This is a genomic window from Cohnella phaseoli (assembly GCF_003386235.1).
Lineage (GTDB): Bacteria > Bacillota > Bacilli > Paenibacillales > Paenibacillaceae > Cohnella > Cohnella phaseoli.
Genome location: NZ_QRDZ01000001.1, coordinates 227881 through 243522 on the forward strand (window position 1 = coordinate 227881; position 15642 = coordinate 243522).

Here is a 15642-nt window from a genome sequence, read left to right on the forward strand (position 1 = left end):
CGATGCAAACTAAAAAATCCATGCTTAGCGGGCCGATTATTCGGAAGGCTGTCAAAGAAGCGTTCATGAAGCTGGACCCTAGAGTCATGTTTCGTAATCCGATCCTGTTTGTAGTGGAGATAGGATTTATCATCACATTATTTCTATGCTTTTTACCCGGAGCGTTCCAAGGCTCGACACCGGTTTGGTTCAATATAGCGGTTGCCGCCATTTTGTTGGTGACATTGTTGTTTGCGAACTTTGCGGAGGCATTAGCTGAAGGAAGAGGCAAGGCGCAAGCGGATTCGTTAAAACAGACGAAAAAAGACATTATTGCAAACAAATGGGTAGACAGAGAGATCAAGCAGGTGGGTTCAACGGATCTTCGTAAAGGAGATATTGTCGTCATATCACAAGGAGAAATGATTCCGGGAGATGGGGAGGTCATCGAAGGGCTCGCGTCAGTAGACGAATCGGCTATTACGGGGGAGTCCGCGCCTGTCATTAAGGAAGCTGGCGGCGATTTCAGTTCCGTAACAGGAGGAACGCGTGTCATTAGCGACCAGATCAAAGTGAGGATCACCAGCGATCCTGGCGAATCGTTTTTGGATCGCATGATTTCGCTTGTCGAAGGGGCAAAACGGCAAAAAACGCCGAATGAAATTGCCCTGAATACGGTTTTGATCAGTTTGACCCTGATTTTCCTGATTGTCGTTGTGACACTGCCGTTTTTCGGGGACTACTTGAATATTGAAATTGATGTCCCCGTCCTGATTGCCCTGCTCGTTTGCCTCATTCCGACTACAATCGGAGGATTATTGTCTGCGATCGGAATCGCGGGAATGGATCGGGTGACCCGGTTTAACGTGCTTGCCATGTCGGGAAAAGCCGTGGAAGCTGCGGGCGATATTAATACGATCATTCTGGACAAAACGGGTACGATCACGTACGGCAACCGGATGGCGAGCGAATTTATCCCGGTTGGCGGCGCCAAACAGATTGAAGTAGGCGAGTGGGCGGCGATTAGTTCAATGAAGGATGAGACACCTGAAGGGCGTTCCGTCCTGGACTTGATGAAAAAGCTGGAACTCGGGTATCACGAATCATTGGCTACCGGTGGAGAGTTCATCGAATTCAAAGCGGAAACACGAATGAGCGGGATCGATTTGACGGATGGCCGCAAAGTGCGCAAAGGGGCCGTAGACGCCATTAAAAAATGGGTAGCTGCACAGAACGGGACTATACCGAACGATTTGGATGTGGCAGCTGATAAAGTCGCTACTGCTGGGGGCACGCCGCTGGCCGTGGCAGTTGATAACCGAATTTACGGCGTCATCTATTTAAAAGATACGGTCAAGCCCGGCATGCGTGAACGTTTCGATCAAATGCGCCAAATGGGCATTAAAACGGTGATGTGTACAGGCGATAACCCGCTCACTGCCGCTACAATAGCGAGAGAGGCTGGTGTAGATGACTTTATCGCGGAGAGCAAGCCGGAAGATAAAATAGCCGTTATTCGACGGGAGCAGGCAGAGGGCAAGCTGGTCGCAATGACGGGAGACGGGACGAACGATGCGCCTGCATTGGCGCAGGCGGATGTGGGAATCGCCATGAATAGCGGCACGGTAGCTGCCAAGGAAGCAGCGAATATGGTCGATCTAGACTCCGACCCATCCAAAATCATTGAAGTTGTGGCGATTGGAAAGCAGCTTCTGATGACGCGCGGCGCACTTACGACGTTCAGCATTTCCAACGATATTGCCAAATACTTCGCCATCCTGCCTGCTATGTTTATGCTCTCCATTCCGGAGATGAATACGCTGAATGTCATGCAGTTGGGATCGCCGATGTCGGCCATTCTATCCGCGCTTATTTTCAACGCGATCATCATCCCGATGTTAATTCCGTTAGCGATGAAAGGCGTCGGCTATAAAGCAGTCAGTTCAGCGCAACTGTTAAAACGCAATTTGTTTATATATGGCTTAGGCGGTGTGATTGTCCCCTTTGCCGGCATCAAGCTCATTGACCTTGTTATCCATTTATGGGTATGACGAAAGGAAGGACCGGAGATGAAAGTATTGGCATCAAGCTTGCGAATCAGCCTGCTATTCATGGCATTATGCGGACTTGGTTATAACCTGGCGGTTACCGGGATCGCACAGATCTTATTCCCCGAACAAGCCGATGGAAGCCTGGTTCAAGACGATGCTGGAACCGTAATCGGCTCCAGGTTGATTGGACAATTGTTTAGCGAACCCGAATTTTTCCATGGCCGTATCTCCAGTATTGAGTATCAGGCGGATGGATCGGGATCGCCGAACTATGCGCCGTCACATCCCGAATTGATGGAACGGGTGACAGCTTCTATGGTGGAATGGAAAAGGAATAACCCGGAAGCTTATGTACGTGATCTGCCAATTGATCTTCTGACCAACTCCGCATCAGGCTTGGACCCTGATATCAGCCCGGAGGCGGCGCGTGCTCAAATTCCGCGGATCAGCCGCTTGACCGGTATTGAACAGCAACATTTGGAAAGACTTGTGCAAGAACAAACGAGCCAGCGGACGTTTGGTTTCTTGGGCGAACCTGTGGTAAATGTATTGCAACTCAATATCGAACTGCAGCGTTTGCTTGCGAGGTAAACGAAATATGAATCTCCCTGCCTGCTTAAATGGGGCAGGGAATTTCCGTTTGTTATTTGCTCAAGGGAACGAGGTGAGGACATGGAGCCATTCAAGCGAAAAACGCCGGAAGAAATTTTATATTCCATTTACCGACTTCACCGAGGCCGATTGAAAATATACATTGGCGCTGTGAGCGGTTCAGGCAAAACCTATCATATGCTCCAGGAAGGACAAATGTTACAACGGCAAGGGGTTAATGTGGTGATCTGTGCGGTTTCAACCGGACAACGCCCCGAGACGTTGGAGCAGATTGGAGATTTGGAGAGGATTCCAAGCATTCATTGGATAAAGGATGGCGTCGAATATAAAGATTTAAATATGGATTCGTTGCTAGAGCGCAATCCGGAAGTGGTTCTGGTGGACGGCTTGGCCCATCGGAACAGGGAAGGAGCGCAGCACCTGACTAGGCTGGATGACATTCGTTATTTACTAGATCGGGGAATCAGTGTCATTACAACGGTTAATGTCTATGAGCTGGAGGGGGTGTTCGAGCTCGCTCATAAATTAACGGGCATCACTGCGGAGCATACGATTCCTTCCGATATACTGGATTCCGCAGATGAGGTTCGTTTGATCGATGTAACGCCGGAGGCGATACTGGAGCGGTTATCTGATGGCCGTTTCCATCATCCCGATCCAAGACTGTTCAAACGGGGCAATTTAGCGAAGCTTCGGGAGCTTGCTTTACGGCTTATGGCTGAAGGCGTGAACGAATCGCTGGAAAAGCATCGGGAAGCTGCTGGCTTGTTCGGCCCATCCGGTGCGGCAGAGCGTATCCTTGTTTCGGCGCAGTACCATTGGAACGGCTCGATCTACGTGCGCAGAGGCCAGCAGGTGGCCAAACGGCTCGGCGGCGACCTGCTAGTCGTCACGTTCGTCAATCCGAAACAAACGATGTCCAAAGAATCGCTGACCTTTAAGCGCTCGTTGCTTCAATTGGTTGAAAAAGTAGAAGGAGTATTCGAAGAAATTCCGATTGCTTCCCGGCGCGAGCTATCACGTAAATTAGGCCATTACGCAGCTAGCCACAACGTTACCCGAATCGTGATGGGACATTCCAAGCTGAGCCCATGGCAAGAGTTTTGGAGGGGGTCATTGGCAAACCGACTATTGAGCAAAATCAAAAATGTCGATCTCTTGTTTATGGCCGACAGCTCAGAACGGGAAGGCAGACGAATATTGCCTACCAGGACGCACCAAAATCAGGAATCGAGCGCCTATCATCGCCTTACGGACCAGGAAATGGAGGAACAAATACAGAAAATCAGGCGAGGGAAGTTTAAAGTATACATTGGCGCAGCTCCCGGCGTTGGGAAAACGTACACGATGCTTAGGGAAGGGAAGGACCTCCTTAAAAAACAAATCGATGTAGTCATCGGTCTTCTGGAGACACATGGCCGCGCTGAAACATTGGAACAGGTAGGCGAACTGCCGATCATCCCTAGAAACAAAACACCTTATCGAGGAACAGAGCTCGAAGAAATGGATGTTCCGGCGATTATAAAGCGTAATCCTGAGGTCGTGTTAATCGATGAGTTAGCCCATACCAATGTTCCCGGCAGCCAAAACCGGAAACGCTATACCGATGTCCTGGAAGTCCTGAATGCCGGCATTTCGGTGATTTCCACTATGAACGTTCAGCATCTGGAAAGCTTGAATGACGCTGTTGAGCAAATTACTGGCGTTAGGGTACGGGAAACTGTTCCGGACCATATCCTGCATTTGGCGGACGAAGTCCAACTCATTGATGTATCGCCTGCGTCCTTGCAGCGGCGCATGAGAGAAGGAAGGATCTATGCAGCTAATAAAATCGAACAGGCACTAGGTTCCTTTTTCAAAACAGGAAATTTGATCGCACTGCGTGAGCTTGCACTTCGGGAGATAGCGGATGATGTAGATGAGCGATTGGAATCCTGGGAGCGCAAAGCTTCGCTTCGGGGACCATGGCGAAGAAAAGAAACGATTTGTGTGGGAGTAACGGCAAGTCCTAACGCAGAGCGTTTGATTAGAAGAGGATTTCGAATCGCATATCGTTTGAAAGCCGAGTGGTACGTGATTTATGTTCACAAGGGCCATTTGATTTCGGATGAGCTGAACAAGCGTCTCGAACGATTAAAGGAATTGTCCATGCGTTTGGGAGGCATATTCGAAGTGCAATTTACAGCAAGAGAACGAGACGTTGCTTCCATACTGATCGGAAAATCGGACGAGAGAATGGCAACGCAAATGGTTTTGGGGCAATCCGGCAGGAACATCTGGAAGCTTGTGCGCCATGGATCCATCGTCAAGACTGTACTGCGGCATGCCCGACATATGGATGTTCTGATTGTTGCGGACTTTGAGCCTCATGCCAAACCGTTGGACGAGTCATAATTCATTTCTTGTAGAGGTCGAGGTGAAAGAGAATGCCGCAAATCATGCGAAGAAATTGCTCTATCTATTACGAATCCCGTGGGAATGGTCTGCCTCTGATTTTTATACCAGGCCCTTCATTTTCGCATCGTTTGTTTGAGCCGCAAATTGAATATTTCAGGCATTATTACAGAGTAGTTGCTATGGATTTGAGGGGGAACGGACAATCCGGAAAGCTTGGTGTTTCGGGCAAAGAAATCATCGAAGAACAATGCCGAGATATTTCTGCATTATTAAACCACCTCGGTATAACAAATGCTGTTTTCATAGGATTTTCTGGAGGTGGTTTTGTAGTGCAAAAATTTGCACATTTGTATCCTGATAAAGTCCGCGCAGTTGTTGCTGCCGATAGTCATCATTGGTCAATCACCCAAAATCGAATAGTTCGTTTTTTTCAGTCTCTTGCCGCATTGTCCCATTTTATTCCTGAAGATATGGGAACACGAACAATAAGAATCATATATTCCCAGTGGCTACTGGCCTATAAAATTTTAAAAAAAGAAGGGCTTCAGAAAAGGCCGACAGAAACGATTAAACAAGAATATGCGCTTCATCGCTTGAATTACAGAGAATTTGCCCCTTTTCTTCAAATTCCGGTCTTGCTTGTTGCCAGCGAAGGAAACGCATATTTGGTTACGGAAGCACAGGAAATGAGGAGGCTATTGCCGTGTTCCAAAGTTGAAATTATCAATGATTCTCTTGATCCAAGCCACCTGTGCCAGCCTTTAAAGTTTAATGCTGTTGTTCGAGATTTTTTAGTTTGTCATGGGTATCATTAACTTGCTCTTCAGACGAACGAATATGGGCGATACCTGTGATGCTTCCAACCTGGATGAAAAGGGGACAGCCGAAAGGTCTTAGGCCGCCAAGCTGTCCCCTAATTATTTCAGCCAATCAGTACATGGTCTTCTGCGTAACCGATTTTGGAGGTGTGCTTTTTTTGTGCCAATGCAAAGGCTAGCGTCAGCGGGCCGAGTCGCCCTACAAACATCGTGACTGTAACGATGATTTTGCCGAGCGGAGACAATTCGCTAGTTAGCCCCATCGATAACCCGGTTGTACTGAAAGCGGATGTCGCTTCGAACAGCACCTCCAGAAAGTGATCCTCCAGCATTCCTTCTGACAGCGTAAGCAGCAAAGCGACCAACAATACGACAGCCAACGAGCTCATAACGACGGCGAGTGCTCGCATAACCGTATCGACCCCGATCTTGCGTTTGAAGGCATGTATCTGGCTGCCTCCGCGAAATGTATTGATCGTTGCCAGGACAAGCACAACAAACGTATTAATTTTGATTCCGCCACCCGTTCCACCGGATGCAGCCCCAATAAACATCAGAATGATAAGAAGGAACTGCGAAGTGGTGAGCATGCTTCCAATGTCGATGGTATTAAAACCGGAGCTTCTGGGTGTAGATCCTTGAAATAGTGCGGCCCAGAGCCGTTCTCCGATGTTCAGATCGCCAAACGTTGCCGGATTCCAGCTTTCTAACAAGAAAAGCAGCAAAAATCCCGCCACATACAAGATTCCTGAGCCGAGCAGCACCACTTTAGAATGGAGCGACAGCTTTCTCCAAGAACGTTTGCGAAACAAATCAACCACGACTATGTAGCCAAGCCCTCCGATAATAAAAAGAGCCACAATCGTCATATTTACGATTGGATCGCCAACGAAGGACGACAGGCTGTCCGACCACAGGGCAAACCCGGCATTGTTAAATGCGGATACCGAATGGAAGAGAGCGTAATAAGCGGCTTGGCCCCAGCCCATTTCGGAATGCCAGCGAACTGTCAGCAATAAGATCGCTAGCATCTCAAACGCGAACGCGATCAGAACCATATAGATCGACAGCTTAACCAAGCCTTGCGCTGATGTAGAATGGGTTGCCTGTTGAATGACGAGTCTCTGCTTCAAACCGATTTTTTTTCCTAATAGAATGGCGACCATTACGCCCAGAGTCATAAAACCAAGTCCGCCCACTTGTATCATAATCATGATAACCACTTGTCCAAATGTGGAAAAGACACTACCTGTGTCCACCACAACGAGACCATTCACACAAATCGCGGAGGTGGCTGTAAACAAGGCATTCAATAACCCGATCGATTCCCCGTTCGAGGACGAATAAGGGAGAGAGAGAAACAGGGCACCGATCCAGATGAGACAGAAAAAAATGATCATGATCAATTGGGGAGGGCTCATCTTGTTTTTCAACAGGTTTACGATCGCCACTAGAACGCGGAATACCGAAGAGTGCAACGTGCGTCTGTCATTTCCGTTCATAGTCGACTCCCAGATGGCGGACGTCCTCATTGCTACCGATCACAAGCAGGATGTCTCCGGTATAAATTTCGTCCTCAGCTTTGGGTGATATATTGAATTGGTCGCCGGTTTTGATGGCCATAATCGTACAACCGTATTTTGCACGAATGTTTAATTGCTTTAGTGACTTTCCGTTCATGGCTGGTGGAGCTTTAATTTCCACCAGATTGTAGTCGGGGGACAGTTCGATATAATCGATCAAATTATCCGAACTTAATTGGTTTCCGAGACGGATCGCCATATCCCTTTCAGGGTATATGATATGGTCTGCACCGATTTTACTCAGTACATGTCCATGCATTTCATTTTTTGCTTTAGCTGTTACTTGGGGAATTTGGAGTTCTTTTAACAACAAAGTCGTTAAAATGCTGGCTTGCAAGTCTTCCCCAATCGCTACAATCGCGTGGAGGAAATTACGGGCGCCCAGTTCTCTAAGAACCGTTTCATCGGTGCAGTCAGCCTGCAAAGCATGCGTGGCTATGGAGGAAATATCTTGAACGGGCTGCTCGTGTTTATCAATAGCCAGCACCTCATGACCGTTTTGAATCAAGGTGCGCACCAGGCTTGAACCGAAGCGGCCTAATCCGATGACAATAAATTGTTTTTGCAAATCGATCGCAGCCCCTTTCCGTTATTCTCCGTTTTCTTCATCATTGACTTTCAAGCTGCTAGCCATTCGTTGAGCCGAGACGATGTGCATGTCGACCTCTACAATTCGTTTCATCAACTCAGTTACGATAGAGCCATTCATGATTTCCTGTAAACGCGTTTGTCCGGGCTGTCCGAGAATCAGCTGCGTGATTTCCAACTCTTTGACGGTTTCGGCGATTACCTCGGCGGTTTTGCGGCTTTCGCGCGATTTGATTATACAAGTTGCCCTCCATTTGTCACATTGGGTTTGCCACAGCGACATGTTCTTTTTCTGCTCCGAACCGGGCGACTCCAGCCGTTCCGGAATCACTCCCAGTACATACAAGGGGCAGCGTATCATACTGGCCAGCTTACCGCCACGCCGGATGAGGTTCTCGCTATTAGGGCCATGATACACGCATACCATAATCTTTTCGCTGCTGATCATTGTTCTTACTCCTTTGCCTACAAGTGAGGGTTTACTATAAATATCCAAACAAAAAAAGCCTGAAGCAGAGAAGGTCCGCTACCAGGCTTTGGAGTGTTGTTCTAAACGTCAAACCAAAGATGCATGAAGGCCTCTCTCAATGTCGCTGACGAGGTTAGCTGTCGGATTCGGGTCTGAGAGTCCCCGTTCTCTCCGTATTTCAAAGAGAATTCACCCCTGAAGCGCTGCCGCTTCTATGGTTCCCCCGCTCCTCATAATAAAAGAGGATTAAGCGATGCGAATATGAATTTGTCGATTTCATACTAAGCCAGTTCATGTAAAAAGTAAATACATCGGCGTAAAATAAAGAATGTAAAAATCAGCAAGTCTCAGTTGATTGCTCGACCGGATATAGGTAATAATACGGAGACAAGGTTGGAAGGTTTCATTCGACTTGAAGCCACAGGAAGGAGAATCTCTTTCGATGCGAAGAGACTCGTTGTCTTCGAAGAGCCAATTTCATTTAACCTCTTCACGGCTCATTCTTTTAAGCTTTGCATGCCCTATCGTTTTGGGGGCGATCCTGTTGTCTTTGCCGATCTCAGCTTCATCGGGTGAAGGAATAGGCTGGTTGAACGCGTTATTCACGTCGACGTCCGCCGTATGCGTGACCGGACTGGCTGTGGTAGATACAGGAACGGATTTTTCTATATTTGGTCAAACCGTTATTATGTGTCTCATTCAAATCGGCGGACTTGGGTTCATGACCTACAGCGTTCTGGTGGCCGTCGTGTTAGGTAAGAGAATCGGCCTGAAAAACCGTTTGCTGATTCAGGAGTCTACAAACGCGCTGTCGACGCAAGGCGTCGTAAGACTATCGCTTGGTATTTTTACGGTTGCTTTGGTTATCGAAGTCGTGGGAGCGGCCTTGCTTACCATTCGCTGGTCAGAGCATCTGGGACTGAAGAACGCAATTTACTATGGCATTTTTCATTCCGTTTCATCTTTTAACAATGCAGGATTCGGACTGTGGTCGGACAGTCTGAGCCGTTACGTCGGCGATCCACTAGTCAATATCGTGATAACGCTGCTGTTTATCATTGGAGGACTCGGATTTACCGTAGTTCTTGATATTATCAGAAACAGAAGCTGGAAAAGGCTTTCCCTTCATTCCAGAATCGTCCTGGCTTTTTCGGGAATCTTGTGCCTAACCGGTTTTCTTGTTATCTTCGCGCTCGAATCGTTCAATTCAGAGACCTTCGGGAATATGTCCTGGTGGGAAAGAATCTGGGCCGCTTATTTTCAGGGCGTAGTAACCCGAACAGCAGGCTTCAACACGATAGATATCGCTTCGATGATGACGGCATCCCAATTTTTCATGATCTTTCTTATGTTCATTGGCGCTTCCTCCGGCTCGACTGGAGGGGGGATCAAAACAAGCACATTTGCCGTTTTGCTGTTCACCCTTATCAGTATCGTAAAGGGGAATCCGGACGTTCAAATCATGCACCGGCGAATCCCTCAATCTATTATATTGAGATCATTGGCTGTAATGGTCATTTCGGTCGGGGTAGTGACGGTGGCCACATTTCTTTTGACGTTGAGCGAACATAGTCTAAGAAAGGATTTCATGGAAGTGCTCTTTGAAGCGACTTCCGCCTTCGGGACGGTCGGATTGTCCATGGGATTGACCCCCGAGCTTTCGCCCCTCGGAAAGTTCATCGTTATCTTTACCATGTTTATTGGCAGGCTTGGACCATTAACAATAGCTTTCGCGCTGTCGCAAAGGGTTTCCAGACAGAAGTACCGCTTTCCTGAGGAAAAGGTTCTAATCGGGTAAAAAGGCCTTTTTTCCTAGCGTGCTAAAATGTGTACAGATCCGGCATTTGGATGTAACGTAATATAAAGAAGTCATGGTAGATCGAATTCAACAAAGCGGGGGCATAGTCGACAGAATATTTGATGGTCGAGTATTTTGTTGGATTTCAATTAAACCTTATGATCAAAATGATGAGATCATACGGACTTGTACTTTACTCACCCAGGATGCAGCGGGGAATAAATAAGCGAGACGAAAGCTACGGATTCTCTTCTCTTTGATTTTTGCCAACTTGCGAAAGTTCATGTCTATCCAGTATAGAAGCAAACAACGACAATTCGCCTAGAGGCGGGAGTGGCAGTATGTCCGCCGTTGATCTAGCACTTTGGGTATGTCTTGTTTCCAAGCAATTGTTTGGTTGTCCAGAAATGTTTTTAGTGACCGTTAGATCGGCATTGCTTGAACTTCGGAGTTCGCCCTCGAGTGGATCAAGTCAAGCTTCTGATACGCGGATTTTTTGATCTTGACGATATCAATCGACACGGATTTTTACTCTGTCGAATTTGCGAATGATAAATTTATGTGCTACCATTCGGATATGCATTATCGCAGTAATATCAAATTTCTACTGAGACTTTGCTATTCTCGATGAATTGTACTGGGAGATTACGACAATACTATACTGTCTTTTTGAGGGCGGAGTTAATGAGCCAACCGCATGATAAAAAACCACCTGTTACTATTGGCACGAAGTCAGTTATAAAAGTGAAGTTGATGGCACCTTCGAGTGACGGCGGCGCCGATCGCGAAGTTAGTGTTGTTTATGAACGTAAAGCTGAATATGGCCTTCCATCCTTCCTTAAGACGAAAATGTAAATTCTCTGCTAGGTGCAACACGCCTTTCAATGGGCGTGTTTTAGTTTTAAATAGAGCAAATAATTTTCATTATTAATTCCTTGGATTTCTTACCTTAATGGGACTATGGCCTGATATCTTTTTTAAAGACAGCACATCGGAAACCAGTTAAGGGACTTCGTGGACTTCTTTAGACTTAAAGCCCTCATATAAGGTGTGGTACAAATTCGAACATTTTGGGCGTAATTCATTAGAGTCTAATTATGACTCTTTACAACGAGAATCACCTACACCTGATGTTGTTGGAGTTGGACAATAATTTTGTGAAATGAGAAAATTAAAAGATGGAATGATGTCGCCTTTCGCATCTTATAATCATTTAGCGGAAGAGGAGAAGAGGACTTTTGGAGGGACGTAACTTTAATGGTTATGGTAAAGGCAAATCATCAAAAATGAGTACGGCCAACGTAAAGAACGAACAGAACAGAAAAATCAATCTAATTGCAATTCGCTGTAAGTACTGTTTAGTTAAAGTTGAATCCGTTAGCATACATGATATAAAATCCTGCCAATGTGGTCGCGTTGGTGTTGATGGGGGAAGAGAGTATTTAATACGTTCTGGTTCTATTGATGATTATTGGGAGCTCTCTGAATGGGAGACCTAGTTATGATGGGAATATTTCTGCAAGTACCTGTGTGCTACCCTATAGCAGTACTAAAATGCACCAGTGTGAAAAATGGTAAATGGAATTACGCCTACAAACCAAGGTGATCTGGCAATGGTCCATGTGCATTGTCACTCATGCATACCGTGGATGACTGCTGTTGTGTAGACCTTAAAAAAGACAACTGCCTTGGATATATGCATACAGGCGAAGCCAGCAACTTGGTTTCGAAGCATTAAAGACTAGGCCCAAACACTAGGCTCTGTTGCGATATTATTACACTAACTAAGGAGTATTTCTTATGAGAAGACCAAAAAAAAAGTCGTTTGGTAAATCTTTTGATGACGCTGCTCGTCTATCAGGCGGATATGTAAAGCAGTCTATCCCTTCTCATGATCAAGAGCGTGATCGTATGATTTCAGAAGTTCTCTCCAGTCGCAAGAATAAAGGTAAGGTCCGCTCTTAGTAGAGGACCTTATTTACTTTTCCGTCGTCCTATCCAACGTGGTTGCGTTCAGAAGATCCCTTTACGGTGTCATTTGCATGATTTGGGCCTTCCCAATAATCGTTTTGGGCTATTTACTTCTCAAACAATTGATCGATGAGCACCTGTGTCTTCTTAAGATCTGTAATTGACATATCACTTAACCTAAAGACAATTTCATTCATTAATGATCTTTATCCGTCTTCGCACGTTCAATTCCACCTATCTAAGAAAAATGAAATTCAAATATAGTGTAAAATGGTAAACGTGTTCCCAAAATTCGTATATAAGAACCCGATGTAAAGATACGCCTCTAAACGTCTACACTAGGCTACTCCATTCAACGGTGAAGCCCAGCATAGACGTTTTTTGAATATCTAGATAATTGACAGACGGGTAGTCTTGATTTACAGTTCAATTTCTTCAGCCCTTACTCTATATGATAGTGTTTACGATGATCCGGTATAATTACAATTCATATAGGAAAAGATGATATCTAACCGATTATGGAACGAGGTTGAGAGTAACATGCGTAAACCGGTTCGAAAGATCAGGCCTTCTCGGGGAATGCATTATAGAAGCAAAATACCCCGGTCAAAAAGTTTGAAAATAGTACATACGGAAAGTCTATTAGAGCGAGATTTCGTTAGGTTAAGTAACTACGATCGGGCAGTAAAGAATATTTTCTTCCAATGTGTTTCTTTAAAATACAATTATAAAGGCAAATCTCATAAGTACTATCCTGATTTTTTATTACAGTTGCATGACGGAAGGTTTCTATTGATTGAAGTAAAACTCAAAAAATACAAGGACACTGACGAGAATAAAGCAAAATATAAGGCCGGCGAAGCTTATTGTAAAAAAGAAGGTTGGACCTTCATAGTGGTAACGGAAGATGAGATTCGTCCCGGATTTTTGCAACCGAACTTGAAATTACTTTTAGGGGTTAAAGTGCATAAAGAAACACCAATTATTACGGAGTATATTCTTTCTGTAATTAGCCTATATCAAGAAATAAAGATCAAAGAACTAATGGATGCATGTAGGCTTGTAACACAATCTCTGTTCCTGATCAACTTGTACAAACTAATTTATTCAGGAATAATATATACCGATTTAATTGGCTCTAGATTAACAATGGATTCGATTTTGAGGATAAGGAATGGTCAAGATGTCTCGTAACTTTTTTAATAATGGTACTAAATTTATGATGGATTTTAAGGAATGTATTGTACTTCATAAAGACCAACAAAATGTTGTTGTTGAGATGATTGAATATAAACAGCAAAAATCTTACTCAATAAATGAGCTTTTGGTTGCTTTTGATGAAGAAAGACTTGTTTTCAAAGATCCTAATAACCGCTTCCCAACTGTAAGGTCAAATAATATTCCTGAAGAAGATGAACAACTCAAAACAAAGTTAGATGTATTGGCTCCAGTAATTCAAGGGTATTTCAAAAACATCAATTTGGATAAATATTTGAAAGAGCTGGAGGTAGAAAAGGGAATAAAGGTATCTCGAGCTTCTTTTTACAACTGGAAGAAGACTTGGGAAAGATATGGTGATTCGAGGTTTCTTCTTAACAAGAAAAGCGGGCCCAATAAACGGAGGACTGAAGAAGAAGTATTAGAAACACTTAAGCATATCATGGATGAAAATCTCTACAACGGCCCTGATATTCCGTACCTCTGGATTTACCGAGAATATAAAAAAAGTATTAAACTGGTGAATGAAATGAGGGGCGTTAATGACCCAATTAACATAAGGTCATTCCAAACGATATGGAGGATTATTAAAGAAAAAAGGGATATTTATAAACAGCAAAAAGCAAAAGAGGGGCATGTAGCAGCTAAACTTCAAAGAGACGGGGCGAAAAGTGTTGCTGAGAAGCCAACTCGTCCTCTAGAACGCGTTGAAATCGATTGGACCCCCACTGACTTGCTTCTGGTTGATCCTCATACATTAAAAAGGAAGAAAGCTTGGCTAATTTATGCAATCGATGTCTTCTCGGGAAATCCATTAGGATTTTACATCTCTTTCGATAATCCAGATAGCCATGCAGTTAAACAATGCTTACTTCATTGTTTTCTTCCAAAAGTGTACCTGAAAAGACTTTATCCTGATGTTGAAAATGAATGGACTGCGTATGGCATTCCAACCGAAGTAGTAATCGATAATGCTAAAGTTAATGATTCTTATGAGTTAGAAAGGGTTTTTCAGATCTTCGGTATTAGCCCGATTTACCCAGAAGTCGCAGCAGGTCATAAAAAAGGAACAGTCGAAAGGGGGCAAAAAACATTTAACGATATTGTTCATACATTGAAGGGGACGACGTTCTCAAACATATTTGAGAGAAAGCAATACGACTCTGACGGTGAGGCATGTATTACATTACAAGCATTTTACTATATTGCACACTTTATTTTTGTGGACATTATTTCTCATAATCTCAGTCATAGTCGTATTGGTGGAACACCTCATCAGATATGGGAGTCAGGAATAAGCGAGCATCCAAATTTATTGGCATTACCATTCTCAAAAAAAGATATTCGCATTACGTTGTGCGGAGGATCCGAGAGGAGAAAAATACAATCCAAAGGTATTTTATTATCTCGGGGATGGTATCAAAGTCCAGAATTGATGGTACTTCGATCAAGATTGAAACAAGAAGGTAATGAGGATTCTGATGTAGTTGTACGATTTGATTTCACAGACGTGAGAAAGGTGTTTGTTGAAAATCCTTATGATTTTAGTTTCATTGATGCGGGGTTAGATCCAAATAAACGCAGGATACTTCGAAATAAAGTTGTTTGCAAGCATTGTTTAGTCGAAGTAGAATCAAGCACAATACATGACATGAATTATTGCAAATGTGGGAGGGTGGCGGTTGATGGTGGTAAAAATTATTTGGGGCGAACTGGGGATGTTAGTGATTACTTCGAACGCTCCATTTTGGAGAAATTGAAATAGGGGCTGTCAGGGACGGTATTGGGGATATTACGTTTAAGTTGGCCACGGATTCAAGGAACCTCGGATGGGGTGTATAATTATACAAAGTTGCTCATATCCGAAGAATAAATATTCTAATGAATTCGGGAATAATCAAATTTTTATGGGATTTTTAAGAAGGTTTTCTAATGAATTGTGGAATAAGCTAAACGTGACCACGCGGTTTCTGAGCGTTTTTGTCTAATTAATTATGGAATTTCACACAAAGTGTGCGCTGTAATTAAATTTGTCACCACATTTGAACATAGCTGTCATAAGCCCGAACCCGTGATGGTTCGGGCTTTTTGTGTTCTACAAAGTGAAACAAATCGTTCGGCAACAAGGCACCAAATCGATATTCCGATTTCCAAGAAG

General features: G+C 44.5%; 13 protein-coding genes and 1 riboswitch. Of the genes, 10 read left to right on the forward strand and 3 right to left on the reverse strand.

Going from position 1 to position 15642, the window contains the following annotated elements:
• Positions 1-2: 2 nt before the first annotated feature.
• From kdpB to DFP98_RS00970, 4 genes are all read left to right on the forward strand, one after another.
• Positions 3-2030 carry a potassium-transporting ATPase subunit KdpB gene (gene kdpB, locus DFP98_RS00955; protein WP_116058681.1) on the forward strand — a complete coding sequence of 676 codons (2028 nt, stop codon included), beginning with the start codon at positions 3-5 and terminating at the stop codon, positions 2028-2030.
• Between the two features lie 18 nt (positions 2031-2048).
• Entirely contained in the window at positions 2049-2621 is a 573-nt protein-coding gene (gene kdpC, locus DFP98_RS00960) for a potassium-transporting ATPase subunit KdpC (RefSeq protein ID WP_116058682.1), read from the forward strand.
• A gap of 81 nt (positions 2622-2702) precedes the next feature.
• Positions 2703-5036, forward strand: a complete 2334-nt coding sequence (locus tag DFP98_RS00965) for a universal stress protein (RefSeq protein ID WP_116058683.1) — start codon at positions 2703-2705, stop codon at positions 5034-5036.
• Positions 5037-5068: 32 nt separating this feature from the next.
• Positions 5069-5854: an alpha/beta fold hydrolase gene (locus DFP98_RS00970; RefSeq protein ID WP_116058684.1), complete on the forward strand. Its 786-nt coding sequence runs from the start codon at positions 5069-5071 to the stop codon at positions 5852-5854.
• A 107-nt stretch (positions 5855-5961) separates the two neighbouring features.
• Here DFP98_RS00970 and DFP98_RS00975 read toward each other — a convergent pair whose 3' ends face one another.
• The 3 genes from DFP98_RS00975 to DFP98_RS00985 all read right to left on the reverse strand — a co-directional run bounded on the left by DFP98_RS00975 (position 5962) and on the right by DFP98_RS00985 (position 8476).
• Positions 5962-7278, reverse strand: a complete 1317-nt coding sequence (locus tag DFP98_RS00975; protein ID WP_425455503.1) for a TrkH family potassium uptake protein — start codon at positions 7276-7278, stop codon at positions 5962-5964.
• A 67-nt stretch (positions 7279-7345) separates the two neighbouring features.
• Positions 7346-8008: a potassium channel family protein gene (locus DFP98_RS00980; protein WP_116058686.1), complete on the reverse strand. Its 663-nt coding sequence runs from the start codon at positions 8006-8008 to the stop codon at positions 7346-7348.
• A gap of 21 nt (positions 8009-8029) precedes the next feature.
• Positions 8030-8476: a universal stress protein gene (locus DFP98_RS00985; RefSeq protein WP_116058687.1), complete on the reverse strand. Its 447-nt coding sequence runs from the start codon at positions 8474-8476 to the stop codon at positions 8030-8032.
• Between the two features lie 128 nt (positions 8477-8604).
• Positions 8605-8760, reverse strand: a riboswitch (cyclic di-AMP (ydaO/yuaA leader).
• A gap of 179 nt (positions 8761-8939) precedes the next feature.
• Between DFP98_RS00985 and DFP98_RS00990 the strand changes: the two genes are divergently transcribed.
• From DFP98_RS00990 to DFP98_RS01005, 6 genes are all read left to right on the forward strand, one after another.
• Entirely contained in the window at positions 8940-10295 is a 1356-nt protein-coding gene (locus tag DFP98_RS00990) for a TrkH family potassium uptake protein (RefSeq protein ID WP_116058688.1), read from the forward strand.
• A 684-nt stretch (positions 10296-10979) separates the two neighbouring features.
• The gene (locus DFP98_RS38810; RefSeq protein ID WP_181917410.1) at positions 10980-11150 is read left to right on the forward strand and encodes a hypothetical protein; all 171 of its coding nucleotides are present in this window, start codon (positions 10980-10982) and stop codon (positions 11148-11150) included.
• Between the two features lie 383 nt (positions 11151-11533).
• Positions 11534-11794 (forward strand): DUF7695 domain-containing protein, encoded by a 261-nt coding sequence (locus DFP98_RS00995; protein ID WP_116058689.1) that lies wholly within the window; start codon positions 11534-11536, stop codon positions 11792-11794.
• A gap of 301 nt (positions 11795-12095) precedes the next feature.
• Positions 12096-12260: a hypothetical protein gene (locus DFP98_RS38815; RefSeq protein ID WP_181917411.1), complete on the forward strand. Its 165-nt coding sequence runs from the start codon at positions 12096-12098 to the stop codon at positions 12258-12260.
• 585 nt (positions 12261-12845) lie between these two features.
• A complete protein-coding gene (locus DFP98_RS01000; protein WP_246016376.1) occupies positions 12846-13460 on the forward strand; it encodes a TnsA endonuclease N-terminal domain-containing protein in 615 nt (204 codons plus the stop codon).
• A complete protein-coding gene (locus DFP98_RS01005; RefSeq protein WP_116058691.1) occupies positions 13441-15249 on the forward strand; it encodes a DUF7695 domain-containing protein in 1809 nt (602 codons plus the stop codon). The genes DFP98_RS01000 and DFP98_RS01005 overlap by 20 nt, the downstream gene beginning before the upstream one ends.
• The last annotated feature ends 393 nt before the right edge of the window (positions 15250-15642 follow it).